The following is a 25,809-nucleotide window of genomic DNA, read 5'->3' as shown; positions in this document are numbered from 1 at the left end:
ACACGGTTTCTCGCCTTTGTCAATCTCACCTAGGCGAGATTTTTTGTCTCATTTCCTGTTATATTGATGGGGCAAGGAAACAGTCCATCGGCTTTCAGCTTGGTCAGTTTCGGTGTATATAGCAAGACAAGGTCTTTACTTCTAAATAGTCGGACAGAAAAATATTAAAGATTATGGTGAAATTTTGGCGGGGATTAACGGTATTTTTAATTTCTTGTTTATTGCTGATTTCCCTAACTGCTTGTGGTAATCAAGTTAGACGCAATCAAGTGGTCATATCGGTATTAAGTGACCCAAAAACCTTTAATGCTGTTTTATCGGCCGAATCCCCGAATATTTTTGGTTTAACCTACGAAGGACTATTAACAGAAAATCCCATTACTGGCAAAAAAGAACCGGTCTTAGCAGAATCTTGGACAATTTCCGATGATAATTTGAACATTATTTTTACTATGAGAGAGGGTTTAAAATGGTCAGATGGTCAACCCTTAACCGTTGATGATGTGGTTTTTACCTATAAAGATTTATATCTAAATCCTGATATTCCCAACAACTACCGCGATAGTTTAAGAATAGGATTAAAAAAAGAATTTCCAGTTATCACTAAACTAGATAATCGCAGAATCGAATTTAAACTCCCCGAACCTTTTGCTCCTTTTTTAGATGCTGTCAGTTCACCGATTTTACCTAAACACGCTTTAGAAAAAACTATTCAGAAAAAAAGCCCCGATGGTAGGTTAGAATTTCTCTCCACTTGGGGGTTAGATACTCCTCCCGATAAAATTGTTTTTAATGGTGCTTATAAACTAAAAGAATATATAACGGGACAAAGGATTATTTTTGAGAATAATTCTTACTATTGGAAAAAAGATGCCCAGGGACAACAATTACCTCATATAACTTCAGTAATTTGGGCAATTGTTGAATCTCAGGATACAACTTTACTACAATTTCGTTCGGGAAGTTTAGATTCTATTGGGGTAACTCCCGAATTTTTCTCCCTCTTAAAAACTGAAGAAGAAAGAGGAAATTTCACTATTTTTAATGGGGGACCTGCCTACGGAACCCAATTTATCGGTTTTAATCTCAATCAAGGCAAACGCGACGGAAAACCCCTAGTAGAGCCAATTAAATCCAGGTGGTTTAATAACTTAAATTTCCGTCAAGCTATTGCCTACGGCATTAATCGTCAAAGAATGATTGATGATATCTATCGAGGGTTAGGACAAGAACAAAATTCTTTTCTTTCTATCCAATCTCCTTTTTACGATAAAACCCTGAAAGGTTACGATTACAATCCCGAAAAAGCCAAAGAATTATTATTAGAGGCGGGATTTAAGTATAATAGTGATAATCTGCTAGTCGATGCTGATAATAATCCCGTTAGATTTAACCTAATTACTAACGCGGGTAACAAAATCCGGGAAGCAATTGGCGCACAAATTAAAAATGATTTAGCCGCAATAGGAATTCAAGTGGATTTTCAAGCGATCGCTTTTAGCAATTTAGTTGATAAACTAAGTAATAGTCTAGATTGGGAAGCACATATTTTAGGTTTTACCGGCGATAATGAACCCCACGCCCCCAATATTTGGTATGTAGATGGAAATCTCCACGCTTTTAACCAACAACCTCAACCCGGCAGCCCTCCGATTCAAGGCTGGCAAGCGGCGGATTGGGAGAAAAAAATCGCCGATTTATACGTCAAAGGTTCCCAAGAATTAGACTTTGAGAAGCGCAAAGTTATCTATAATGAAATTCAAAAACTTCAACAGGAATACGTCCCGTTTATTTATCTAGTTAATCCCCTCGCTTTGGGGGCTGTGCGTAACTGCTTTGAAGGAATACAATTCTCCGCCTTGGGTGGAGCATTCTGGAATCTAGAAGAATTAAAGAAAACCTGTGGAGGTGTTTAATGACTCATTTTGGTTTCCTCTGTCCTACAACTTCTGGACATATTTATTCTCTCCTACCTTTAGGAAAAGAATTACAAAAACGCGGTCATAAAGTTACCTGTTTTCTAACTCTTGATGGTGAAGAAATGGTGCAAGCAGCTGGCTTAGATTTTCAGGCAATTGCACCCGACAAATATCCGAAAGGCACATCAGCCAAAAATTTAGCCGAAATTGGTCAATTACGGGGAACAGCCGCCGTCCGACGCACGGTAGAATTAGTAACTGATTCTACAGCGACCCTCTTTGAAACTATCCCCCAAGAGATGCGTCGCTTGGGAATTGATGCCCTAATTGTCGATCAAGTCTCCGCCTCAGGGGGTACAATCGCAGAAAAATTGGCTATTCCCTTTATCAGTTTTTGTTCGGCATTGGTTTTAAATCGCGATCCGCTTATTCCGCCCTTTATGACCAGTTGGGACTATAATCCCTCATTTATCGGGGTTATTCGCAATAAACTTGGCTATAAACTCCTTGACTCTCTGACTCGTCCCCTGAATGAGTTAATCAACCGGCAACGTCAAGAATGGGGGTTAATTCCCTATCAAAACATCAATCAACGCTATTCACCCATCGCCCAAATTAGCCAACAACCTGCCGAATTCGAGTTTCCTCGGTCAAATTTACCCGCTCACTTTCACTTTACGGGTCCCTTTCACGATTCCTCCACCAGAAAAACGATTCCCTTTCCCTACGAAAAATTAACCGGACAACCCTTGATTTATGCTTCCCTCGGTACAATTCAAACTCGCCTACAATCGACCTTTAATGCGATCGCCGAAGCCTGTGCCGATTTGCCGGTACAATTAGTTTTATCCTTGGGCAATACCGACTCTAACATTCAAATAACCACCAAAAACGCCCTAGTTGTTCCCTACGCTCCCCAATTAGAGCTTTTAACCAGAGCCTCTCTTACTATCACCCCCGCAGGCTTAAATACTACCCTAGAATCCCTAGCGCAAGCTGTACCGATGGTGGCCATTCCCATCGCTAACGACCAACCGGGGGTATCTGCTCGGATAAAATGGTCGGGTACAGGGGAAGTGATTCCGATTTCCCGTCTAGAAGCTCCCCGTTTACGAAAGGCGATTGAAAAGGTCTTATCCTTCCCCAGTTACCGAGAAAATGCCCTGAGAATGCAAAAAGCACTACAGAAGACTGGAGGAGTGAAAATGGCCGCCGATATCGTCGAAAAAGCCATTTCTACTGGCCAACCCGTCCTATCGGTATAATAACCAGGGTCTGCTAAAAAAGTTTTTCCTGCGGACAGGGTGTCGGGTGTCGGGTTTTAAAAACGTTATCGAAAACAATTGACAAAAATCGCCCTTTATAACCCGTCCATGGCCTAACACAAACCGAAGAACCATAAAGATTAGATTGAACATTTCTGGGATTTCTGTCTAACAGCAATGGTCAGCGGTGATGAATGAACTAGAACATCGCCGCTTCATCGTGTTAGCTGGCTTGTGCTTAGAGTGTAAGTTTGCGGAGAAATCATGCGTATAGTAACTGATTATTAATACTATCAACAGTCAACGTGTTGACTAAAACACCAACCCGTTGCACGACCTCGTAGGCAGTTTTCTGAGGGACAACAATAATTCCACAATGTTCTCTGCCTTCCTCTATGAATTGAAGATGCAATCGTTCAAAATCAACTCGGTTGTGGGTGACAAGACATCTACCTAAAGAAGCTGCAAATTCTAATTGTTCGCTGTCAGTTTTGCCCAAAGTTGACTGCTCAGGAACAGTGGTGACATCTAAACCACGAGAACGCAGAAGTGTTGCAACTAACGCCGACACATCTTCGTCCATGTAAAGCGAAGCAAATATGCTCATAGCTTACCCAAAGCTGCCTTTACAGAAGGATGCACCAACTCATCGGGGACTTGGTTACGTTCAATGTACTCGTTAATTTCTGCTTGATGATCCAAATAAAAACTCAAGGCATCGAACACTTGTGCTAAGGTCAAATGAGGTAAATGAGTTGGAATTTCCTCTGGCATCACACCTAATCGCCACAGACCTACGATTGCGCGAATAGATGTGCGAGTGCCTTCAATAATTGGCTCTCCACCTAAAATCTCATTGTTTCTGGTTACATAACGTGAAAGAGTGATAATCGTCATGGAATTAGGTCTCTTAGGGAAATCGCTAATTCTATTTTAGTCAGGGACAGACATGACTTGATCATGGCATCTAGTCGCTAGAGGCATCGTCGGCTAGATGTTTTTTCGGCAACTTAACCTAAGACTGGCTCTAATAGTTTGACTAGAGAAAAAAGAGGTGCGTTACATTTCATTAACTACCAGAGCGGCGTACTGCTACGCAGTGCCTTCGGCATCGCACTGACACAAACCGAAGAACCATAAAGATTAGATTGAACATTTCTGGGATTTCTGTCCAACGGCAAAGTTAGCCTGCTTTTGGGGCAGGGATTAGCGCAAAGGTGGTGTTATACTCAGACAAAGTGCAGAAAGTCAAAATCCGTAACTTTCTTGAATCCATGCTGACAACTACTCAATTTGCGCCCCTGCTAAAGCAATTGTCTTACTCCGATAAGCTCTTATTACTTAACTTTCTTGTAGCCGAGTTGCTCAAGGATTCTGGTATTGTACCGATGTCTATTGAAGATGATCTCCCTAGACAAGGTTTACATGACTCTTTTGAGGCTGCCGCCATTCTTGCTCAAGCATTAAAAGAGAAACAAGAATTGACTCATGGCTAATAAGGTAAGATTTGCTTTCACTGAGGTAGATCCTAGTCTTGGTGCATTAAGTGCGCTTCCTTATTTACCATTGACATTAACTTATCAAAGTCAATCCTTGAATGTTTCGGGTCTCTTGGATACTGGCTCTAGTGTTAATGTGTTGCCCTATGAAATGGGTTTAGCTTTAGGTGCAGTCTGGGAAAACCAAAGGCTATCTCTGCCATTAGGAGGTAATTTAGCTAGATTTGAAGCTCGTGCATTGGTTGTTAAAGCTACTGTTGAGCAATTCCCCGCCGTAGATTTAGCCTTTGCTTGGACACAAGATAAATATGCGCCGCTAATACTAGGACAGATGAACTTCTTTCTTGCCTTTGATGTCTGTTTTTACAGATACGACTTAGCATTCGAGATTAGTCAAAAATAGTTTGACTGGAGAAAAAAGAGGTGTGTTAGATTTCATTAACAACCAGAGCGGCGATCGCAGTTTCACCTCAAGCGATCGCCCTATGAAAAGAGATTAATTTGTCTAAAGATTTGCTAAACTGAGGACAATAATCGCTTATTTTCAAGGTGTTAACTAAATGTGGTGGCAAAGTTCTCGGTTAGACCGTATTGAAGCCAGTCTAGAGGCAAGTCAGCAGCGAATAGAGCGAATAGAAAGCAATATTGACAGATTAGCAGCAATCAGTGAGGCAACGAATCGGCGTATTGATCGGTTTGTGGAAGCTACTGCTCAACAAATGGAGGAATCTAAGGCTCGTATTGACCAACTGCAACAAGGGATGGAACAGCTTCAGCGTGCAGTTGGCTATTTTTTAAGTCAGGACGGTAACTAACGATCGCCTTTTCAAAAATCAAAAAACCCCGTTAGCTTACAATCACTTGCTTCAATGAATGAGCATGGTACTACGGCTAGAGAAAAAAGAGGTGCGTTACATTTCATTAACGCACCCTACCAGAGCTATATCAGCAGCTAGGAATTTACTGTTATTAACCATTTTTGAAAATCGCTTTAAGAAAGATATTAAACGACTGCAAAAACGGGAAAAAGATATGACCAAACTGAAAAATGTTATTGATAAATTACTTGGAAAAGCAAGAACTAGAACCTAAATAGGGTTTGCTGAATAATGGTAAAACCCTTTTAAAATAAGGCTTTTAACAGGTCAAAACCCTTTTCTGCAAACGTTAGGACAGATGAACTTCTTTCTTGCCTTTGATGTTTGTTTTTACAGATAAGACTTAGCATTCGAGATTAGTCAAAAATAGTTTGACTAGAGAAAAAAGAGGTGTGTTAGATTTCATTAACTACCAGGGCGGCGATCGCAATTCAATTTATTTTAACCATACCTCTTGATTCAGGATTAAATCCTTCTGGAAAACCAGTGGAGCAAGGGTAACTCAAGGATAAGCTTTCACACAACTTGGGTGAAGTGCTTGCATCAGTGTATTTCGCATCTTGCAGATTAGCTCTGTATAGTGTTGCCATTTGAAGTTTTGCTCCGGCTAAGTCAGAAGATTGAAGATTGGCTTCAACCAAGCCAGCACTATGGAGGTTTGCTCCCCTCAAGTTTGCACCTCTCAAGTTTGCTCTAAACAAATCAGCTCCTGCAAGATTAGCAATACGTAACCTAGAACCTTGAAGATGCGCTGCTGCTAGGATAGATTTTTGAAGATTCGCTCCCTCCAAACTAGAGTTTTGAAGATTTGCCCCTCGTAAGTTGGCATTTTTGAGATTTGCTTGCCAGAGATCTGCATTAGGCAATTGAATATTTTGCAAAAAAGCGTTCGGAGCTTCTAAGCCTTGTAAACTCTCCGGGTTCCATGTCAACCAGAACCAAGGGAATCTGTGCCGTCCTGGAATGCCTGGAGAGGCATTTAATAACTCAAGGGCTTGAATTCGTCCTCCGCTACCTTTTTGCTCGTAAGCGGCAGTAATAACTGTCCACGCTTGAGTAACGTCGGAGTTACGCTGTTTTTGCTCCCCGTAAGTGAGATAAGTAATAGCGGCAATTAAAACAGCTAGATTTGATATTGGTCCTAACTGTTCTAACAGCTTCAAGGTCTTCTGACACGTCTTCTTAAGATGATCAATCATTTGCGCTTTAGCCATCAAAACTCCCGATTGCTTGAAGATTGCCCCATGAAAGCTTAGAACCTCGACTGCTACAAAAGTTAATTCAAATCAATTCCAATACCTATTCAGAAGTGGACTGAACTGGCATCACCAAAGGGTGAGCAGGCCAAATATCGATTATACAAAAACTTTCTCCATAACACTCCTGAGAGTAAAGATAATTGGAAACTTTCAGCATATCACCCCATTTTAGCACCATCGCAGCGAACTTTTCCGCGTATCATAACCAAAAGCGTATTAGCCAGATTAAACAACCTCTTTTAAGTAGATTCCTAACAACAAGCTGAAATAAAATAGACTTTTCGGGAAGTCTAGCACTAATTCTTCAGTCCACCCCACAATTACCTAATTTTCGGGGAAAAAGTGCCTAAATTTTCCCCTCGATCGCTCTTATGTTCGGCACTTTTTCAGGGCAAAAAAATCTAAAAATCTTAGCCAACAAGGTTTTTAGATTTATTCAGCCAACCCTAAGTTAAATTTTGAGTTGATCGATTAAATCGCGCATGATTTTGGCCGAATTATGTAACTGTTCCGTTTCTCTGGGACTGAGAGCAAGATTCAGAGTTTTTATCACTCCTTTCTCGTTAACCACCGAGGGAATACTTAAACACACATCTTTGAGACCGTATTGACCATCGAGGAGAGTGCTAATAGTGAGAATTCTTTCTTGGGAACGTAAAATCGCTTTAACGATATCCGTGGTAGCTAAACCGATCGCATAGCTAGTATAACCCTTGCGTTTGATAATTTCATAGGCGGCGTTTTTAACCTGAAGAAAAATTTCTGTTAAGCTTTCTTGGTCGGTTGCGCTTAAATCCTGCCAATCTCCTTCGAGTAACCTTGCTCCTCCGATATTGGCCGAACTCCACACAGCAAGCTCACTATCCCCGTGTTCACCGATAATATAAGCGTGGACGTTACGCGCATCTACATGGAGTTGGGTGGATAAAAGAGAGCGTAAACGGGCAGAATCTAGCACCGTACCCGAACCAATCACCCTAGAAGGCGGAAAATGGGTGATTTTAAGGGTAACATAGGTCATGATATCGACGGGATTACTCACCACCAAAATCAAAGCACTGGGGCAGTAAACAGCCACATCCTCCAGAATACGGCGAAAAATCGCCACATTTCGCTCAAGGAGATGTAATCTGGTTTCTCCCTCTTTTTGGGCAGCCCCGGCAGTAATAATCACCACATCGGCATTTTGTCCCACATCGGCCACGGTTCCCATTTTCAAGTCTGTGGGTTCAATAAAAGGCATTCCGTGCCTTAAATCCATCACTTCCCCTTCGACTTTATCCGTGGCGATATCTTGCAGAATTAATTCATCAAAACAGTCTTGAATTAACATCGAGTAAGCGCAGGCCATCCCCACCTGACCAACACCGATAATCACCCCCTTGCGAGGACGCAGAGGAGCGGGTTTTTCAGCGTAGGGATTGGGAGTAAATATTTTATCTAGCATAGATTTTTGCAGTTATTGCCTCGGTAAGCTCATTTTAAGGGGAAATGGTTAATATCAGGTAAAAAGAGACTATCAAGAGATTTTGAGGCCGTTATCGGCAATTTTTTTCTGGTAATTGGTCGGACAAATTTCTTGTCTTTATTCCCTGACCTCTAGTTTAAGAGAATTGAGGGCTGCTGACAGCTTCAGGCTATATCCTAAAATTAGGGATAAAGTGACAGTAGGAGGCGAACCGATGATCTATCACATCACCACAGAAAGAGGTTGGCAAATAGCTCGTGAAATGGGGGAATATCGGGCGTATTCCCTAAAAAATGAGGGATTTATCCATTGCTCCACCTTAGAACAAATTCCGAAAGTTGTGGCCGCTTTTTATCAAAATCAGCCAGATTTGCTGGTTTTAGCCATTTCTCTCGAACAATTGCAGTCCCCGGTCAAATGGGAGCAGCCCCAACATCCTAACCCAGAAAATGCCACTTCAGAGCTAGAAAAAGAGACCTTTCCCCATATTTACGGTGCTATCAACCTAGAATCGGTGGTTTTTGTCAAACCCTTACAGGAGTTGCTCAATTCCTAGAACTAAATCATCTAACTCTTGGTAATCGGGGAGAGTAGTATCGATGCTCAACCCGCGCCGAATCACAAGGCGATCCCACTGTGGTCGCGATAATAGCTCGCTAAAGTAGCGAGCCTTGAAAATTAACAAATTTGCCTCTAGACCCGTCTTAATGCGCCCTAAATGGGGCAATCCGAGCAGATTTGCTGGGGTGAGGGTGACACTATTTACCCAGTCAGCGTAGGGTGTGTCGAGATGGGCAATCCGCACCGCTTGGGTAAAGACTTCTAAACCATCGTGATCCCCAAAACCATAAAAGGGATCGCGACAGTTATCGCTGGCAAAAGCAACCGGAATTCCCGCTTTTTTCATCTCTTTTATCTTAGTTGTCCCGCGCCAAAAAGGGGTTTTTTCCTCTTGACGATCCTGTAGGTAGAGATTGCACATCGGCAAGCTAACGATAGCAATGCCCGCATTTTTGACTAAATTTAGGGTTTCTTGGATTATTTCAGGCGATTGTACCGCTAAACTGCAACAGTGACCACAGATGATTTGTCCGTCAAATTGCTCTTTGATAGCAGTACGCGCGATCGCTGCTAAACAGGTAGAATCGGAATCGCCGTTTTCATCCAGATGAAAATCGAGATTTAAACCCCTTTCTTGGGCTAATTTGAAGGTAATATCAATTTGTGCCTGTAAATCTGGATTTGTGTAGGCTACTCCCCCTAATATGCCCCCAAATTCGGCAATTTTATCGGCTAGGGCCGCTCCCTCGGAGGTTTGATAGTAGTCAAGGGAAACTAGAGAAACCGCTTGCAGGGTGATTTTACCGGCCCATTGTCGTTGCAATTCTGCCAAAGCGGTTAAGCTAATCTGTGCCTGTTGACCAAAAGAGTCGATATGGGTGCGAATAGCGGCGGTTCCGTGGGTATAACTGCATTTAACGCCGAATTCCATGCGACGATACACATCCTCTAAGCGCCACTCCCGTCGGGAATCCTCTAGGGCCATTTTTAAGGCACTGTCAAAAGTGCCATCACGGTTAGGACAGCGATGCCAACTATGACCTTTATCGAGATGGGTGTGCATATCGACAAAGCAAGGAAAAACAATCTTTTTTTTGAGGTCAATAACGGGAATATTATCTTCGGGGGGGATTGTTGAGGTAATGCGATTAATGTTACCGTCATTAATTTCCAGATTAACTAAGGTTAATCCCTCGGCGTTTTGGGGAGAGAAACTCTCATTTTCTAGCAGGGAAACGGGAATATGAGCATTTTTGAGCCAGTAGCGCTCGCTTGAGGGAATCATAAGACCTCGGGTAAAAATCAAAAATTGTTGTTAGGGTTAGGAGTCGGTCGTCGGTGCATCTCACATTTGCACAGCAGCTGCGTGTAAGCATCCCACCGAAAAACTAATGCGCGGGGGGTTTGGGGGCGGCGCCACGCCCCCAACGGGGGGTTTGGGGGGTAGAACCCCCCAAAAGCTTGGATTGAGTGATAAAATTCGGAAGTAATGCCCAATCTTAGCCGAGAGTTTCCCCGTAAAAATCCCAATTGGTAGATGTACAAAAATGAGATGCAGCCTCGGTCGTCGGTCGTTAGGAGAATTAAGAATGAATAATAATCAATTAAGGGGTATTAAGTAAGGAGTGTTCAATGGCATTAACAGTGCTATCTTTTCCCTGATTAATGTTTACTGATAAACCGGTAGGCGTGGCTTTAATTCCCAGCCATAAACTGCTAAAAATTCCTTTAATTTATCGGGGTGTAAATGGAGGTAATCGGGATTAACTTCATCGATAATGCCAATACCGCCTAAATCCCGCGCTCCTGCCGCTAAACAATCCAAGAGAAAAAGAGGATCGGGTACTAGATTCGGGGGAATTTGAATGACAATATCTGGGGGCAAAATTTCCCTAGCTTGTCTAACCAGATCGGGTAATTTTTGCAGATCAAAAGGATTATTTTGCCACTGTTCTCTTTTACCCGGATTATAGGGTTGTAGGATCACTTCTTGAATATGTCCCCAACGTTGATGAAGAGCGGCAATAGTTTCTAAGGTTACTAAGCGATCGCATTCTGTTTCACCAATTCCTAATAATAACCCCGTGGTAAAAGGAATTCCTAATTCTCCCGCCCATTGTAACTGCTCTAAGCGCAGGGATGGCACTTTACTAGGGGCATGACGATGGACAGTATTTAATAAAGTCACTGTCATTTGTTCTAACATTATACCCATAGATAGATTGACATTTTTCAGTTTTTCCATCTCGGCAAAAGTTAAAATACCTGCATTGGTATGGGGATAAAAACCCATATTTAAAGCCAATGCTGCTAAATTATAAATATGCCGAAACCATAACTCTCGATTGGCTGCTAAAGGATGAACTTCCCCGCTAAGAATTAAAATTTCCGTAATTTCCGAACCCTGCAAAGCAGTTAAAATCTCTTTTGCCTTGTCTAAACTTAACCAGCCATCAGTGCCTAAATCCCTGCGAAAATTACAATAACTGCAACGATTGAAACACTCGTAGGTAGGTACAAGGGTATGAGAGGGACTATAGGTGACAATTCTTGACATTTTTTTCGGGATTGCAGTTCATTACGAGCATTCAAGGGCGAGAAAATTTGCTATCGTGGGGAGAATTGCTGTTTTATTCACTTAAAAACACCCTCCCTTTTCGTTTCCTCCTATGATTTTCGATCCTGCCAGTCTTCCCTCCCATCGTCAAACGATTCGCCCGATTAGCGCCACAGCCCTGCACGGAATTGTATTTCAAGATAACAAATTAATCGCTATCGACGCAAAAAACGGCTATTTATACCAAATTGCCCTCGATAATGGTCATACAAGCGTACTTAATTCCCATCGCTGGCAAGAATTCGTCGGGACGACGGGATTGGCAATCGATGATCAAAATCACCTCTGGTTTACTACCCGCGAAAATCTCTACTGCTGCACTCTCGAAGATTTTACCCCGAAATTTTTTACCCGTCTTCCCTACACCGCTAACGGAGTCGCCGTAACTGGTAACACAATTTATGTCACTTGTCAACGTTCTGGACAAATCTTTATATTTGATCGCCAATCGGGACAGGAAATTACTCGTTTGTACGCGCCTGGTATCGGCATCGAAAATATCACCATTCGCGGGGAAGAACTTTGGTTAACGGATACCCTAGAACAAACGGTTTACTGTCTTGATCGCGCCACGGGAGAACAGCTTTTTAGCATGATAACTCCTTTTGAATCGCCGACGGGATTAGCATTTTATCGCGATGCGAACAGTGGCAAGGATATCCTATATGTGGCCTATGCTTTCCAGGAACCCTTTATCCGCGATAATCCCAATTCCGAACAGGTTTACGAACTTAGTTATCGTCCGCGTACTTTTGTCCATCCTCTATATTTTCACTACGATCCCGCTAAAAAATACGCCCTTTCTAACGGTTATCTGATTGAATTATCCTACGTCGAGGAATTGGAACCTCTATATAATATCGAACTAAAAGATGTGGAATGGCGCATCGCTTTACCCTTAGAAACACCACGGCAAAAAATTCGCAGCGTCGAAGCGGTGGGATTGCCTTTTATTGAAGAAATTCAAGACGGGCAGCGGGTGGCAGTATTTAAGTTCGAGCAAATAACCGGCAAACAACGTCATATTTTTGGGTGGAAAGTAGTCTTAGAAGTATGGGGAATTAAATACCAAATTACTCCCCAAGATTGCGAAGATTTACCCCCCTTACCCGCCGATTTTCCCGATCGCTATTTGATCGATAATGATGATCTGGCCATGAATACAGAAATTATCCTCAATGCTGCCGAAGAAGCGATCGGTCGGGAAACCAATCTCCTCAGAAAAGTTTATAGTATTCGTAACTACGTCTATGATCAGCTTTCCTACGGCATCAAACCCAACATCGACACCCCCGATATTGCCCTGCGGCGCGGAGTGGGTTCCTGTGGCGAATATGTGGGTTTATTATTGGCTTTGTGTCGTCTCAATGGTATTGCCTGTCGCACAGTAGGACGTTATAAATGCCCACCCCATCCCCTCGAACGTAATTTACCCCTCGAACCGGATTACAATCACGTCTGGATGGAATTTTATCTGCCCTCTATCGGTTGGGTTCCCATGGAGTCCAATCCCGATGATATTTTTGAAGGCGGTCCCTATCCCAATCGTTTCTTTATGGGTTTAGCTTGGTATCACACGGAAATTGCCAAAGATATCCCCTTTGAACGAATGCTCAGTGAAGGACAACCGGTGTTAAAAACCCAAGTTCCCATCGGCGATTTAGCGATTAATCACGTTCAATTCGTCATTCTTGAGGAATTAGCCCCAAAAGACTAGAATTCTGAGCCATCATCTAGGATGCCCATTTCTCTATCTCTTTCTTCTTTGAGTTCTTTGACCATTTGCAAACCCGCGCCCACACAGAAGCCCAAGGCTGCCCCGGCACCGGCAAAATAACGTCCATAGATGATTTGATAGTTATAGGGATTTTTATAGTTGACTTGGCTGGGATTGCGTTCAATGCGGCTAATGCCATAACCGATACCTGCCCCGACTAAAGCGGTAACAAGGCCTGAAAATAGAACTAGACGAAAGTTCATGATCTTATCTCCCGATGGACTCTGACTTTAGATTATCGCTGAAAATTAGTTCCTGGCAAGCGATCGCAATAATTCGTTAAGTAGTCGTGCCAAATTAATTTCCCTTGAGATGTGTAATTAATTTTCCTTAGTTACTTATCAAGTAAATAAACTGGCATCAACCCGAAAATATGCTCCCAAAGACCTAGCTTCTGACTGATTGATGCTGCGTTGTCCATTAATTATTTGCTCCACCGCATCAGGGGAACCCAAAATAGTAATTAGCTCTGGATATTCTATCTCGTTAGCTTCTATAAGATGCCGTAAAGTTGCTAAAGGATTTATGTCAGGAATTGGATAATTATCTGCCTCGAACCTTTCGATCAAACTAATCAATAACTCCAGTAAAGCCTCCTCCTCTAAACTAAGTTCCGAGCGATGTTCCAACTCTTGAGCAATTGCGATCACTCGCTCGTTTTCCACCTCTGTGGTGATTGCTTTTGGTTGATAGTAAGCGAGTAATTCTCCATAGGTTTTAGAATTAAAAGTAAGCATCATTTTTCCAATTTTCTTTATCGTACTCGGCATGGGTAAGAATATATTTAATATAAATAGTCTGTCGGCTATAAACTAGATCTACAATTAGACGAAAGTGATTTCCTTTAATGTTAAAAACAGTGAAATTACCAACAGATTCAGCACTTTTATAAGTGGCTTGCACATCGATTAGATTTTGCCATGCTGCTTTACTAGCGACTCTATACCAATCATAGAGAGACTCGCAGGAATTAGCGTTGGTCATACAGAAATCGCGAAGTATTCGACGGCTAATTACCCGCATAATACAAATATACCTCTGGCAGTTTCTGTCAATAGCAATTATATCTCAATACCTAGGCTAACTCAAGCCGGCGGGCTGATTTGCTCACACTTTACATCCCGTAAAATGGTAGCACTTGGGGCTAGTGGGGAGGTTTTCCCGCTTACCAGCTAAATCGAGAATATCAGGGGCATTGATGCCTAAAGGGAGACAAAATGTATTAGGCTAAAAACTAAACTATTTTGGCAAGATTTCTTTGAAGACCTCCTCAGCCTACTTATTGGTTTTCCACGGTAGTCGCGATCCGCGTCCAGCCATGGCGGTGACACAATTAGCAGCCTTAGTTCAGGAAAAAATTAGTCAACCCGCCGAAAGATTGGCGAGTAAATCGGAGTTTAGCCCATCTATAGCGGTTCTAGAAGCAGATAATCGGGTATTAGTAGGGACTGCCGCCCTAGAATTAGCGATAACACCTCTCCATCAACAAATAGAAGCTTTTGCCCAACAAGCACAAAGCCAAGGATGTAACCGGTTGCAGATTATCCCCCTGTTTCTCCTGTCGGGGGTTCACGTTAAAGAAGATATTCCCGCAGCCGTGGACAAAGTGCGATCGCCAATTAAGCTAGAGTTAAAGCCCCATTTAGGCAGTTATCAGGGCATAAAATCGCTGTTATCCCGACAATTTGCCGATTTAAGCCACCAAGACCGCATTTTACTGTCCCACGGTAGTCGTCGCCCCGGCGGTAATCGGGAAGTGGAAAATCTAGCGGCGTTTTCTGGAGCAATTACAGCTTATTGGTCGATAGAACCGAGTTTATCCCAACAAATCGAGAGTTTAATTGCTCAAGGTAGCCAAAAAATCGCTATACTGCCCTATTTCCTCTTTGCTGGTGCAATTACGGACGCGATCGAAGCCCAAGTTTTTGAACTAGCACAAAAGCATCCAAATGTCAATATGTTTTTAGGTAAATCTTTAGGGGCGACGGGGGAATTAGCCGAGATTATTGTTGAGGAAGGATGTGGATGAAGCGGGCAGCGATCGCTTTAGGCGGTAATTTAGGAGATTCAGCGACAATTTTAGGGCAAGCTTTAGGGGAATTAGAGCGAGTCAAAGGAATTAAACTAGAAGCTCATTCCCAATGGTATCAAACCGCGGCCGTCGGCCCTCCTCAGCCCGATTATCTCAACGGTTGCGCCATTGTGCAAGTGGATTTATCGCCCTTAGATTTACTGCATAAATTATTAGAAATCGAGCAGTTATTCGGGAGAGTCCGACGGGAAAGATGGGGACCGCGTACCCTCGATTTAGACTTAATATTTTATGAAGACCTGATCTTAGAAACGCCCGAATTACAGATACCCCATCCCCGCTGCCGAGAACGGGCCTTTGTGCTGCTTCCCCTGGCGGAAATTGTGCGTGGGAATAATATCCCAATCGATCGGAGGGCGCAAGCTTTGCGCCCCTACAGTAACGGATTTTGTCCACAATGTAGGGGCGAACTGCGTTCGCCCAAAAGGTACATTATCAGAGCGCAAGTCCCTTAGGGTTTTAGTGGAAAACTTCCCTAGTTTCTTTTCACTGATTACTGATTACTGTTCACTGATCACTGAAAAGTCTTCCCCTAACCCCAGATAACCTCATCTCAGTTACCGCCCCGAAACCCTACAATAAAGGCAGCAGCATCAATAAACAGTAAAAAAATCAACCGTGACCAAGACCCCATCGCTCGAGGAAACTCATTACAATCAGGCTAAAGCTAGTTTACAACAGGCCTTAACTTGGTATGCCAGTTTTCGCCGCCATTGGAATTATCCCCCCGATCCCCAACTTCAGGCCGCCGTTAAACAGGATTTGCAGTCCCTCAAATCGGCCTTAGATAAACTGGATGAAACGGTGATTCGGGTGGCAGCCTTCGGGTTAGTCAGTCGCGGTAAATCCTCGGTGGTAAACGCTTTAGTCGGTCAAAAAGTCCTGACAACTGGCCCTCTGCACGGGGTGACACGCTGGCCGCGATCGGTGCGTTGGATACCAGCCACGGGTAAAATTCAGATAGAATTAATCGATACCCCCGGATTGGATGAGATTGAAGGGGAAGCACGGGCGAATATGGCCAGAGAAGTCGCTAAAAGTGCCGATTTGATTTTATTTATCGTTGCGGGGGATATTACCCGCACCGAATACGAGGCCTTAGGAGAATTGCGCCGGGCTAAAAAACCGATCATTTTGGTGTTTAATAAGATTGATCTCTATCCGGAAGCCGATCGCCGTCAGATTTTTCAGCAGTTACAGAGATTAGGAACCAATCGGGATGAAAAAACGTTAGAAGATTTGTTAACTAGCGATGAGATAGTTATGGTAGCCGCCGAACCGCAACCGATTCCCGTCCGGGTGGAATACCCCGATGGGCGCGTGGTGACTGAGTGGGAAACCCCTCCCCCCCAAATTGAGGAGCTGCAAGATAAACTCTTAACGATTTTAAATCGGGAAGGGCGATCGCTACTGGCCTTAAATGCTTTAGTGCAAGGGCAAGAAGCGGAAGAAAATATCGCTAGAAAAACCCTGGAACTTCGAGACAGTCAAGCGGAGGAAATTATCTGGCAATACGCGAAATATAAGGCTTTAGCGATTGCGGCCAATCCGATCGCTATTTTAGACCTCCTAGGGGCTTCAATCGTCGATTTGACTCTAGTTCGGGCTTTAGCTCGTTTGTACGGCTTGCCGATTACCAGTCACCAAGCTGGTCAACTCTGGCGGACTCTACTTTTGAGTAGTGCGGGGTTGCTGGTGGGGGAAATCCTCAGCACTGTGATTATCGGTTTGGGCAAAACGGCGGCGGCGGCGGCCAGTATTTTTGAAAATCCCACCTCTTTAACCCTCTACGGTAGCACCGCTCTCCTACAGGGGGCAATTGCTGCTTATGGAACCTATATCATCGGAAAAGCCGCTAAAATCTATCTAGAACGCGGTTGCAGTTGGGGGGCATCCGGACCGAGTACGGTGATTAATCAAATTCTCGCTCAAGTTCATCCGCAAACTATTTTATATCGTTTACGTCTAGAACTAGAGCAGTGATTTTAAAGGAAAAAGTAGAAAGGAAAAAGGAAAAAAGGCAACAGTTATCAATTAAATATTTCCTCCTGATGACCGACTCCTAATTTTAGAAACTTAATTTTTGACAACGACAACTAGCTAGAAATATTGAGAGAAAATCATGTCTGCTGCCCATAAGTCCTATATTCCCGTTCCCGTTTCTCGCCAAAAAAGCCAAGCGAGTCAACGCCGTCCCCAGTCACCAGTAAATCAGGCGACCCCAACGGCTAAACCGGCGACTAAATCGGTGGAGAGAGTTCCCGTGGCCCCGACACAAAAACAATTAGCCTCGCGTCAATTACGTTCCCTTTGCCTCCTAGAAAGAATAGTGGCCGTGATTACTTTTTGTCTGTTGGGTTCGACTCTGGGAATATATGCTTGGACGGTATATATTCCCAAGGTTTGGGACAAAGAATTTGGTAAACTGGAAACACTGCAACGTCACGAGCGCCATCTTTTGGCCACCAATGAAACCCTTAAACATCAACTAGCTCAACAAGCAGAAAAACCCGAAACGGGATTGACTCATCCCCAACCCTTCCAAACTATCTTTTTACAGCGTAAATCTGCCCCGAACCTGAAACCTGCCCCCGCTTCTCAACCCCAATCTACCGTCAATTCTCGACCCAGAAGTGCCTATTAACAGTTATCAGTTATCAGTTATCAGTGGGTAAGTTAAAAGTTATCAGATGTGAGTTTTTAAGTGTGCAGTATTAAATAGAAGTTTCCTACTGTCTTTTCACTGATTACTGGTTACTGATCACTGCTCACTGTTCACTGGTTACTGCTCACTGATCACTGAAAGATACTTCTCATGACTGACACAAAAAGACCCAAATTTAGAGGTAAAGAAACTCGATCGCCCTCTGGCAGGATCCGGGACAGAAAGTCCTATTTAAACGCCAAAAAACAGCAACAACAGTTAAAAAAATTGCCTTTGAGTAACGGACGATTGGTGGCGGTGTGGTTGATTTTAGTCATGGGTATTTTGGGGTTAGCCTGGCGATTGTACCAATTACAAATAGTACAAGCACAGGAATTGCAAAAAAGAGCCAGACAACAGCAAACTACCAGTATTAGACCCTATATTCCCCGACGGGCGATCGTCGATAGTAATGGTAATGTTTTGGCGACCGATCGCTTGATTTATACTCTTTATGTACACCCAAAACTGTTTGCTATTCCCCCAGCAGAAGTGGCTGATAAATTAGCTCCTTTATTAAATATTCCCACTAATCAACTAATTAAAAGATTTAAAGAAAAAGAAACAGGAATTCGTTTAGCCAATCAATTAACCGAATCCGTGGCTAGGGGCTTAAAACAATTATCTCTTGACGGTGTAGAATTAGAGGAAAAATACGCTCGTTATTATCCCCAAGACGATGTGGCAGCTGACGTGATTGGCTATGTAGATAAAGAACATCGTGGCCAAGCAGGATTAGAAAGAGGTTCCAGTCAGTTATTAGAAAGAGACCCTTTTTCTGTCAATACAAGACGCATGGGAGACGGGCGAATTTTACCAGCTTTTGTTCCCGATGGTATCTTTCAATTCGATGAATTACAGTTAGAAGTAACCCTCGATTTAAAACTACAAAGAGCCGCCAGGACGGCCCTACGAGAACAGCTAAAAAAATTTAATGCCAAACGAGGGGCTGTCATCGTCATGGACTCCCTTGATGGTTCTCTTTTAGCCCTAGTTTGTGAGCCAACTTTTAACCCCAACGAATACTATAAAGCCAATGTGGCTCTATTTAAAAATTGGACCGTAGCCGATCAGTACGAACCGGGGTCAACTTTTAAACCAATTATTATCGCCCTGGCTATGGAAGCAGGGGCAATTAAAGCTAATACAGTAGTCAATGATCCGGGGGCAATTACTGTCGGTCCCTGGACGATTAAAAATGCCTCTAAACAGGGTTATGGGGCGCTAGATATGGCCCGAGTTCTGCAAACCTCTAGTAACGTGGCCATGGTGCAAATTGCCCAAAAAATGGGGCGAGTTGATTTCTATAAAAGTTTATTAGGATTGGAAATAAATCAAAGGGTTGGCGTAGATTTACCCGGAGAAGTGGCAGGATATCTCAAACCCGAACCAGAATTTCTGGATAATGCCATTGAATCGGCCACCGCTTCCTTTGGTCAAGGTTTATCCCTAACGCCTTTAAAATTAGTACAAATGCACGGTGCGCTGGCCAATGGTGGCACCCTAGTGACTCCCCATGTGATCAAAGGATTAGCCGACGACCGCGGCCGTTTGCACTGGCAGCCCGATTATCCCAGCAAAAAAGTCTTTTCTCCCACCGTGGCCCGGCAAGTGGTGGAAATGATGGAAACCGTCGTCAGCAAGGGGACGGGGGTAGCAGCCCAAATCCCTGGTTATCGCATCGGAGGCAAAACGGGAACCGCACAAAAAGCTAGTCCGACGGGGGGTTATCTACCTAACGCCAAAATTACCAGTTTTGTCGCGATTTTACCGATCGAATCGCCCCGTTATGTGGTTTTGGTGGTGGTGGATGAACCCAAGGGTGCCAATACTTTTGGCTCCACTGTTGCCGCTCCCGTGGCAAAAACGGTGATGAATACGCTCATTTCCCTCAAAGGTATCCCCCCCACATCCAAGGTCGTTCCGGCGGGTTCTCCGACCAATAAACCCCCGCGGCACGATTAATTTAAGTGTTGAGGAGAAAAGCCGCTAAATTGTCTGGTAAATCCGATTCTACATGGGGTTTAACTATTTTGGGCATTGCCGATTTCAGGGCCGATTGGGGAGTCGGTGGTCGGTCAAAGAGGCCCACTCTAACGCGGTAAACAGTCTCAACTCTGGCCAGTATTGGAGCGGGTGTAGGGGTTCCAAGTTCCTAACTCCCGGGAGGAACAACCACAGAGATAAGAGCGCTCTAAATCGCTCAATCCTTCCACCTGACTGAAATCGGCCCCTTCTAAATTCTGTATCTGTTCTAGAATTGCACCGGTTAAGTCCGCACCCCGCAGATCCGCAAACTGTAACTCGACCCCAACTAAACGAGCGTCACGCAAAAAAGCCCCGGTTAAGGACGCTCTTTGCAAGTTAGCTCCACTTAAGGCCGCTGCTGCCAGATTTGCACCGGTTAAGTCGGCCTCGCTTAAATAAGCTCCCCGGAGATTAGCACCACTGAGGTCGGCAAATCTAAGATTAGCGTTATTGAGATAAGCACCGGTTAAATTGGCTTTTGGCCCGATTGCTCCCGAATTTTTATAATCATAGCCTTCCGGCCAGTCGGTTGTCCCGTCGTAGAGAGAGAGGGAAATTTTCGCACCAGTTAAGTCAGCACCCTGCAAATCAGCCCCACAGAGGACCGCGCGATATAGTAAAGTGTCTCGTAAATTGGCACCCCGGAGATCGCTGCCGCGCAGATTAGCCAGGCGTAGATCCGCCGCCTCTAAATTCGCCCCGGTGAGATTAGCCCCAGCTAAATCGGCCCCCAAGAGGATTGCCCCCGCAAAATCGGGGTTTTTCAAGTCCATTTGGCTTAAATCGATACCTTCCAGATTAGCGGCGCTTAAACTCTGTCCTTCATCCCTGGCCTTGCGGACATCATCGGGGCCAGGAGAAACAAAATTCAGACGAGCGATGAGGGGATTCATAGGAGGCCGTACCGATACTCTTTAACCGACACTCCGCACTTCAAAATGTAGTATAAAGTAGCATAAACTCATTCAAGAAAAAATAAGCAAAAATACTCAGAGAATTAGTCCAAAAAAAGTGAGACGAACAAAAAGCTCAAAAATCTATTAAAGGTACAAAAATTGTCTCCTATCTCAGAGGTAAAAATTAAAAACCTAGATCACTTAGGAATAGTAGCCGGGCTAATTGACGAAATAGGAATACTTGAAATAATCAACTCTAAATTAGGAATCGACCCTCGAGAAAAAATTTCCAGCAGGAACAGTGGTTAAAGCTATTATAATCAATGGATTAGTATTTGTTTCAAGACGTTTAAGTAGGTAGGCGTTAAAAGTTGTCAGACACCCCCCTTATCAAGGGGGGACTAAGGGGGGATCGGCACCCCCCTTATCAAGGGGGGCAGGGGGGATCGAACCTAAAATCCATTTTTAATTTAATTATAACCAGCTACTTATACTTATTTAGTCAATTTTTTAAAGATAAGGAAATCGAGGAATTATTGGGAGAAGAAATAAAAACCGATTATATCAATGATGATATAATCGGGAGAGTCATGGATGAATTCAGAATTGTTGAATGATAGCTTCATAAAGTAAAAAAGCGACTGTCATATCACATTCCAGTCACATCTAACTTACAATTGCTATTATCATGATGCTAAACTCCTTTGGGAGAATTGTCAAAACAATCTCAAGAAATTTGAGAGGGTTAGGGATCGCTCTCCAGGAGATTTAGATCGGGAATCACGGGCAGGAAAGCTTCATACCCCTAATTCGGTTAAATTAAGCACCTAAGCAAAATTAATTACATATCTAAGCCGTCTCCCGTCTCGACTAGGTAATTAATTTTGCAGGACTACTCATCGTTTTTGTTTTAACGTTGAACCGATTCCCAACAGTCCGAAACCTAGCAATCCTAATATCGCGGAAGGTTCGGGAATGGGAGAAGCGTCAAGGGTTATATTATCGAAATTGACTTGGTGAGGCTGTGATGTCGATGTCAGACGAATTGTTAATGCCTGCCCGATGAGCGGATCGCTGACACCACTGGCATAGTTAACGGTGACAAGTTCGAATTCGCCGGCAAGAGGAGTAATACTATTGTTAGAGGCTAGAACTGTACTTTCGGCTAAAAGTTCGATATTGTAGTAGCCCGACGGCACATTGGGAAGAATTAATCTGCGTCCGACATAGGCACCCAAAGTATATTGCGTGTTCGCTTGCAAAGTTGCGGAAAGTGTCTGGCTGATAGTTCGCCCATTACTGGAGCCTACCTGAGATCCATCGGGAATCGGGTCAGTGAAAAAGACGTTTGAAGTGTTTGGGAGATTCACTGGCTTATCAACTCCAGCAGTATAACCGGGATCGCTCAGACCACCAATTACCCAGTTAGTGATGTCATTAATGCTATAAAAATACCCATCCGGCTGTTGGGGAGCGATCGGGTCTTCAAAGCTATGATTCGCTATGAAAATAGATGCAGCCCTAACTTGCCCCTGCGGAACAATCATCAAACAAGAAGATGCGATCGCTATTTTGAATAATCCTAGCTTATCGCTAATAGCAAAAGACATTAATTTTGCTAATACTTTTTGAGTCATAGCCTCTATACTCCAAAGGAAAAGATTCTAGATTAATCATAGCAACACTTCAAAATTTCAGCAACACCAAGCACTGATCAATCCGTTTTTAGAGCTAATTTTGACTCTCGGTCTAATCTGCCTGTCTTGCTGTGACTCGCTTATAAGTTTTTGGGGATGTCTATTGATTGACCATAGGAATACTAAGAATACTAATAGATTGAACGTTTAGGCTCCACACAGAAGCGATCATACTAGAAACAGGCCATACCCTGTCAAGAGTAATGTTCCAAGAACTCGAAGCTATATTTGATCGGACAGTGCTTCAACCCGATGTTCCCTTAGAGCTAACGGTGGGTACGAGGGTAAGGATTCTTTTTGAGAGCGCATTGCCCAATGAAGTCAAACCGCCTAAAATGTTTCTTAAAACTGCCCAGTTTCTAAAATAGGGTGAGCTTGATTAGTCGGGGAAAATTGACCAATATTTGTATGGGGAGTTACCAACTAATGCTTACTTCTCTTAATCGCATTTTCTCGCCTATAGTATCCAGCGTTTTGCTTACCATAATTATCTCCAGTTGTCAAGGTGCAAATGTATTAACTTCGGCGAATAATTCCCAGACAAATCAATGGCAAAAAGTGACCGTAATCGAGGGTTTAGAGCATCCCTGGTCGATGGTTTGGCTACCTAACCGGGAAATCCTCATCACAGAGCGTCCCGGTCGTTTAAGAGTGGTTAGAGAGGGCAAATTAGAACCAAAAGCCATCGCTGGAGTTCCCGAAGTTTTTGCCGTCGGACAAGGAGGATTGCTCGATGTGGCAATTCATCCCCAATTTGCCCAAAATCGCTGGATTTATCTAACTTATGCCCACGGAGACCAGGAGGCTAATCGTACCCGCGTCGCTCGTGCGGTTTATGATGGTGCAAGTTTGCGAGATGTGCGGGTTATTTTTGAAGTTTCCCAGGCAAAAACTGGCTCTCAACACTTCGGTTCGCGGTTATTATGGCTACCGGATGGCACTTTATTGGTAGCGATTGGGGACGGGGGCAATCCTCCCCTACAATTAGCGGGGGATTTAATTAGAAAACAGGCACAAAATCGGCAAAGTCATTTAGGTAAAATTATTCGCATCAATGACGACGGTTCTCTACCTAAAGATAATCCTTTTGCGGGTTCTAAAATTTGGAGTTATGGTCATCGGAATATTCAAGGAATCAGCTTTGATCCGATGACTAAAAGAGTCTGGGCAACAGAACACGGAGCGAAAGGAGCGGACGAATTAAATTTAATTGAAAAAGGTAAAAATTATGGTTGGCCAGTGGTTTCTGCCAGTCAAGAGTACGGCACTAATACCCCAGTTTCCAGCGAAAAATCTCGACTAGGTCTGATCGATCCGAAAACAATTTGGACACCTGCAATCGCTCCTTCAGGATTGGTCTTTTATACTGGTAATCGCTTTCCTAATTGGCAGGGAAATTTATTCGCCGGTGGTTTAGTTTCTAGGGATATTCGCCGTCTGGAAGTGGATAAATCGGGTGAAATTATCAATCAAGAAGCGATTCCCATCGGTCAGAGGGTGCGGGATGTGCGTCAAAGTCCCGAAGGATTTTTATACCTGCTCACCGATGAAGGTAACGGTCAATTAATTCGCCTTGAACCGCCATCTAATTTGTAAAAGTTCACAGAAATTATTATGGAAGCCCTGAAGATTTTTTAGCGAATTCTAGTATAGTTATGTTTGTACGGGAGCAAGCACTCGATTTATGAAGAAAATTTTACAGTTAGTGGGACTGGGTTGCATATTACCTATGTTCCTCGCCAGTGCAAGTTTAGCGGAAACAGTGGTGGAAAAAGTGGCTCGCACGGGATTTTTGACCGTAGGAACCCGTTTTGATGCGATTCCCTACTCCTACATTGATGATAAGGGGGAATTAGTCGGCTATTCTATGGATGTGTTGGAACGAATTAGAAAACGATTGGAAACTCGTCTCGGTCGTCCCGTCACCCTGCAAATGATTGAAGCTAATCAACCCGGAGAGAAAATTAATCTCATTCGTAGCGGGGACATCGATATCGCTTGTAGTACGGCTTTTACTTGGGAAAGGGCGAAAGTTGTCGATTTTTCCATCAGTTACAGCATTTCTGGGATTAGGATTTTAGCCAAAAAAGGTAGCAATCTCTCCACTCCTCAATCCCTAATCGGTAAACGCATCGCCTTGGTTCCCACTTCTGCGGCCGTGGATGTGATTAAATTAGTACAACCGCAAGCGACAATTGTTACCACCTACAGCACCGTAGAAGAAGCCCTCGAAGCTTTAAAAACTGGTAAAATTGACGCAATAGCGGGGGATAGCATCTCTTTAGCGGGAACAATCCTCAGAGATAACCCTAAAATCTACGAAATCGTCCCCGAAGAAGCTCTAGCTAATTTTGGCATTGCTTGCATGGTTCCCGAAAATAACTCTACTTTTTTGGATGATGTCAACTATGCCATTGTTAAAATGATGCAGGATTACATCACCAATGATACGGCCACCGTTAGTCAAATCGATCGCTGGTTCGGTAGTCAAGGCATGGTTCCCATCCCCCCAGAATTATTAAAGGGGTTTTTTGCCTTCAAAGTTATCGAACACGCCCAAATTAATCCCCAAGAAGCCAAATAGGAGCATAAATTCAGGTGAATATCAGCAATAAAACTGGTTTAGTCGGCTTTCTTCTCGCTTTATCTGCCTTCGGTCTGACTAGCACCGCTCAGGCCGCCTCAGACGAGGCTAATCCCATTGAAGCGCGTTTAAGTCGTCTATCTAGCGCTGTACGCGAACGGGTTAACCAACTGCCGGAAGGTACTGCCGATCCTAGTTTACAAGCTTTAGGCTGGGGAGATGGTGGCAATCGCGGTTGGGGGAATAGTCGTGTCGGTGGTTGGGTAGATGGTCGCGGTGGTAGTTTCGTTAATGCGCGGCCCTGGCGTAATGGTTGGTCTGACGGTGGTGGTTTCTTTAATTCCCGACCGCGCTGGGGTAATGGTGGCGGTTTCTTAAATCGTTGGTAAGTAAGGTTGGGTGAGGGGATAACTTTATCCCCGTCCCAACCCCGGTTTTACGATGAAATCTAGGGTGATTATTTTGAGGCAGAAAGACTCCATCGAGACGAAAGGAAAGTTGTTTGACTTCCACTGAGTCAAAGCGGTAGTTATTGGCTTCGCTGATAGGGAGTTGAATTAATTCA

Annotated in this window: 28 protein-coding genes and 3 pseudogenes; 18 read left to right on the top strand and 13 right to left on the bottom strand. The window is 43.7% G+C overall.

All coding sequences use genetic code 11. The annotated features are described in order from the left end of the window. The first annotated feature begins 173 nt into the window (after positions 1 to 173). Positions 174 to 1,916 (top strand): ABC transporter substrate-binding protein, encoded by a 1,743-nt coding sequence (locus tag LW728_RS03775; RefSeq protein WP_287765259.1) that lies wholly within the window; start codon positions 174 to 176, stop codon positions 1,914 to 1,916. After that, positions 1,916 to 3,184, top strand: a complete 1,269-nt coding sequence (locus LW728_RS03770) for a glycosyltransferase (protein WP_287765256.1) — start codon at positions 1,916 to 1,918, stop codon at positions 3,182 to 3,184. Before LW728_RS03775 ends, LW728_RS03770 begins: the two co-directional genes overlap by 1 nt. Before the next feature lie 262 nt (positions 3,185 to 3,446). Here the strand turns inward: LW728_RS03770 and LW728_RS03765 are convergent, their stop codons facing one another. Next, a complete protein-coding gene (locus LW728_RS03765; RefSeq protein WP_287765253.1) occupies positions 3,447 to 3,767 on the bottom strand; it encodes a DUF5615 family PIN-like protein in 321 nt (106 codons plus the stop codon). A gap of 20 nt (positions 3,768 to 3,787) precedes the next feature. After that, positions 3,788 to 4,081: a DUF433 domain-containing protein gene (locus LW728_RS03760; RefSeq protein WP_002794978.1), complete on the bottom strand. Its 294-nt coding sequence runs from the start codon at positions 4,079 to 4,081 to the stop codon at positions 3,788 to 3,790. A gap of 377 nt (positions 4,082 to 4,458) precedes the next feature. Between LW728_RS03760 and LW728_RS03755 the strand changes: the two genes are divergently transcribed. From LW728_RS03755 to LW728_RS03740, 4 genes are all read left to right on the top strand, one after another. Further along, complete coding sequence (locus LW728_RS03755) at positions 4,459 to 4,680, top strand: hypothetical protein (protein WP_002755098.1); 222 nt, start codon at positions 4,459 to 4,461, stop codon at positions 4,678 to 4,680. Then, positions 4,673 to 5,086, top strand: coding sequence for a pepsin/retropepsin-like aspartic protease family protein (locus LW728_RS03750; protein ID WP_287765251.1), 414 nt, complete (start codon positions 4,673 to 4,675; stop codon positions 5,084 to 5,086). The genes LW728_RS03755 and LW728_RS03750 overlap by 8 nt, the downstream gene beginning before the upstream one ends. 157 nt (positions 5,087 to 5,243) lie before the next feature. Continuing rightward, on the top strand, positions 5,244 to 5,498 hold the full coding sequence (locus tag LW728_RS03745) for a hypothetical protein (RefSeq protein ID WP_002755102.1): 255 nt from the start codon (positions 5,244 to 5,246) through the stop codon (positions 5,496 to 5,498). Positions 5,499 to 5,562: 64 nt separating this feature from the next. After that, positions 5,563 to 5,775 (top strand): type II toxin-antitoxin system RelE/ParE family toxin, encoded by a 213-nt coding sequence (locus LW728_RS03740; RefSeq protein WP_253845438.1) that lies wholly within the window; start codon positions 5,563 to 5,565, stop codon positions 5,773 to 5,775. A 217-nt stretch (positions 5,776 to 5,992) separates the two neighbouring features. On the opposite strand, the gene LW728_RS03735 is transcribed toward LW728_RS03740, so the two are convergent. Together LW728_RS03735 and LW728_RS03730 are read right to left on the bottom strand one after the other, a co-directional pair. Next, positions 5,993 to 6,775: a pentapeptide repeat-containing protein gene (locus tag LW728_RS03735; RefSeq protein WP_008197125.1), complete on the bottom strand. Its 783-nt coding sequence runs from the start codon at positions 6,773 to 6,775 to the stop codon at positions 5,993 to 5,995. A 496-nt stretch (positions 6,776 to 7,271) separates the two neighbouring features. Next, positions 7,272 to 8,267, bottom strand: a complete 996-nt coding sequence (locus LW728_RS03730; RefSeq protein ID WP_002773766.1) for an L-lactate dehydrogenase — start codon at positions 8,265 to 8,267, stop codon at positions 7,272 to 7,274. Positions 8,268 to 8,502: 235 nt separating this feature from the next. On the opposite strand from LW728_RS03730, the gene LW728_RS03725 reads away from it, so the two are divergent. After that, positions 8,503 to 8,844: a DUF952 domain-containing protein gene (locus LW728_RS03725; protein WP_287765247.1), complete on the top strand. Its 342-nt coding sequence runs from the start codon at positions 8,503 to 8,505 to the stop codon at positions 8,842 to 8,844. On the opposite strand, the gene LW728_RS03720 is transcribed toward LW728_RS03725, so the two are convergent. Both LW728_RS03720 and cofG read right to left on the bottom strand, forming a co-directional pair. After that, entirely contained in the window at positions 8,821 to 10,134 is a 1,314-nt protein-coding gene (locus tag LW728_RS03720) for a cytosine deaminase (protein ID WP_287765245.1), read from the bottom strand. The genes LW728_RS03725 and LW728_RS03720 overlap by 24 nt on opposite strands. 384 nt (positions 10,135 to 10,518) lie before the next feature. Then, positions 10,519 to 11,406, bottom strand: coding sequence for a 7,8-didemethyl-8-hydroxy-5-deazariboflavin synthase subunit CofG (gene cofG, locus LW728_RS03715; RefSeq protein ID WP_287765243.1), 888 nt, complete (start codon positions 11,404 to 11,406; stop codon positions 10,519 to 10,521). 112 nt (positions 11,407 to 11,518) lie between these two features. On the opposite strand from cofG, the gene LW728_RS03710 reads away from it, so the two are divergent. Next, a complete protein-coding gene (locus LW728_RS03710; RefSeq protein WP_002803780.1) occupies positions 11,519 to 13,183 on the top strand; it encodes a transglutaminase domain-containing protein in 1,665 nt (554 codons plus the stop codon). Here the strand turns inward: LW728_RS03710 and LW728_RS03705 are convergent. The 3 genes from LW728_RS03705 to LW728_RS03695 form a co-directional block, all read right to left on the bottom strand. After that, the gene (locus LW728_RS03705) at positions 13,180 to 13,446 is read right to left on the bottom strand and encodes a hypothetical protein (RefSeq protein WP_002763196.1); all 267 of its coding nucleotides are present in this window, start codon (positions 13,444 to 13,446) and stop codon (positions 13,180 to 13,182) included. The two genes, LW728_RS03710 and LW728_RS03705, sit on opposite strands and share 4 nt — an antisense overlap. Before the next feature lie 138 nt (positions 13,447 to 13,584). Beyond that, positions 13,585 to 13,980 (bottom strand): helix-turn-helix domain-containing protein, encoded by a 396-nt coding sequence (locus tag LW728_RS03700; protein WP_353845701.1) that lies wholly within the window; start codon positions 13,978 to 13,980, stop codon positions 13,585 to 13,587. Further along, a complete protein-coding gene (locus LW728_RS03695) occupies positions 13,967 to 14,266 on the bottom strand; it encodes a type II toxin-antitoxin system HigB family toxin (protein WP_287765237.1) in 300 nt (99 codons plus the stop codon). Before LW728_RS03695 ends, LW728_RS03700 begins: the two co-directional genes overlap by 14 nt. Before the next feature lie 235 nt (positions 14,267 to 14,501). Between LW728_RS03695 and LW728_RS03690 the strand changes: the two genes are divergently transcribed. The 5 genes from LW728_RS03690 to LW728_RS03670 all read left to right on the top strand — a co-directional run bounded on the left by LW728_RS03690 (position 14,502) and on the right by LW728_RS03670 (position 20,004). Then, positions 14,502 to 15,272 carry a sirohydrochlorin chelatase gene (locus tag LW728_RS03690; protein WP_502845969.1) on the top strand — a complete coding sequence of 257 codons (771 nt, stop codon included), beginning with the start codon at positions 14,502 to 14,504 and terminating at the stop codon, positions 15,270 to 15,272. After that, the gene (gene folK / locus LW728_RS03685) at positions 15,269 to 15,790 is read left to right on the top strand and encodes a 2-amino-4-hydroxy-6-hydroxymethyldihydropteridine diphosphokinase (RefSeq protein ID WP_287765462.1); all 522 of its coding nucleotides are present in this window, start codon (positions 15,269 to 15,271) and stop codon (positions 15,788 to 15,790) included. The genes LW728_RS03690 and folK overlap by 4 nt, the downstream gene beginning before the upstream one ends. Positions 15,791 to 15,953: 163 nt before the next feature. Then, positions 15,954 to 17,318 (top strand): GTP-binding protein, encoded by a 1,365-nt coding sequence (locus LW728_RS03680; RefSeq protein ID WP_287668374.1) that lies wholly within the window; start codon positions 15,954 to 15,956, stop codon positions 17,316 to 17,318. Positions 17,319 to 17,457: 139 nt separating this feature from the next. Then, positions 17,458 to 17,979: a hypothetical protein gene (locus LW728_RS03675; RefSeq protein WP_002803796.1), complete on the top strand. Its 522-nt coding sequence runs from the start codon at positions 17,458 to 17,460 to the stop codon at positions 17,977 to 17,979. 171 nt (positions 17,980 to 18,150) lie between these two features. Next, the gene (locus LW728_RS03670; RefSeq protein WP_287765235.1) at positions 18,151 to 20,004 is read left to right on the top strand and encodes a peptidoglycan D,D-transpeptidase FtsI family protein; all 1,854 of its coding nucleotides are present in this window, start codon (positions 18,151 to 18,153) and stop codon (positions 20,002 to 20,004) included. Position 20,005: 1 nt separating this feature from the next. Here the strand turns inward: LW728_RS03670 and LW728_RS03665 are convergent, their stop codons facing one another. Next, positions 20,006 to 20,131 (bottom strand): hypothetical protein, encoded by a 126-nt coding sequence (locus LW728_RS03665; RefSeq protein WP_256377587.1) that lies wholly within the window; start codon positions 20,129 to 20,131, stop codon positions 20,006 to 20,008. Positions 20,132 to 20,150: 19 nt separating this feature from the next. Continuing rightward, positions 20,151 to 20,960 carry a pentapeptide repeat-containing protein gene (locus LW728_RS03660; protein ID WP_002803802.1) on the bottom strand — a complete coding sequence of 270 codons (810 nt, stop codon included), beginning with the start codon at positions 20,958 to 20,960 and terminating at the stop codon, positions 20,151 to 20,153. A gap of 162 nt (positions 20,961 to 21,122) precedes the next feature. On the opposite strand from LW728_RS03660, the pseudogene LW728_RS03655 reads away from it, so the two are divergent. Both LW728_RS03655 and LW728_RS23335 read left to right on the top strand, forming a co-directional pair. Next, positions 21,123 to 21,315: pseudogene (locus LW728_RS03655) on the top strand (DUF4277 domain-containing protein); the annotation flags it as partial. Between the two features lie 139 nt (positions 21,316 to 21,454). Next, a pseudogene (locus LW728_RS23335) lies at positions 21,455 to 21,562 on the top strand (DUF4277 domain-containing protein); the annotation flags it as partial. Positions 21,563 to 21,859: 297 nt separating this feature from the next. Here the strand turns inward: LW728_RS23335 and LW728_RS03645 are convergent. Further along, positions 21,860 to 22,600, bottom strand: a complete 741-nt coding sequence (locus LW728_RS03645) for a PEP-CTERM sorting domain-containing protein (RefSeq protein ID WP_287765233.1) — start codon at positions 22,598 to 22,600, stop codon at positions 21,860 to 21,862. A gap of 486 nt (positions 22,601 to 23,086) precedes the next feature. Here LW728_RS03645 and LW728_RS03640 point away from each other — a divergent pair, with 486 nt between their 5' ends. The 3 genes from LW728_RS03640 (at position 23,087) to grrA (ending at position 25,633) form a co-directional block, all read left to right on the top strand. Then, positions 23,087 to 24,256 carry a PQQ-dependent sugar dehydrogenase gene (locus LW728_RS03640; protein ID WP_287765231.1) on the top strand — a complete coding sequence of 390 codons (1,170 nt, stop codon included), beginning with the start codon at positions 23,087 to 23,089 and terminating at the stop codon, positions 24,254 to 24,256. 88 nt (positions 24,257 to 24,344) lie between these two features. Beyond that, positions 24,345 to 25,244: an extracellular substrate binding-like orphan protein GrrP gene (gene grrP / locus LW728_RS03635; RefSeq protein WP_002803813.1), complete on the top strand. Its 900-nt coding sequence runs from the start codon at positions 24,345 to 24,347 to the stop codon at positions 25,242 to 25,244. Positions 25,245 to 25,258: 14 nt separating this feature from the next. Then, complete coding sequence (gene grrA / locus LW728_RS03630) at positions 25,259 to 25,633, top strand: GrrA/OscA1 family cyclophane-containing rSAM-modified RiPP (protein ID WP_287668386.1); 375 nt, start codon at positions 25,259 to 25,261, stop codon at positions 25,631 to 25,633. A 58-nt stretch (positions 25,634 to 25,691) separates the two neighbouring features. Here the strand turns inward: grrA and LW728_RS03625 are convergent. Further along, positions 25,692 to 25,809, bottom strand: a pseudogene (locus LW728_RS03625) (DUF2887 domain-containing protein); the annotation flags it as partial.

The sequence above is a fragment of the Microcystis sp. 49638_E5 genome, from assembly GCF_021300285.1.
Classification (GTDB): Bacteria; Cyanobacteriota; Cyanobacteriia; order Cyanobacteriales; family Microcystaceae; genus Microcystis; species Microcystis aeruginosa_C.
This window is presented reverse-complemented; position numbering and strand designations above follow the sequence as displayed.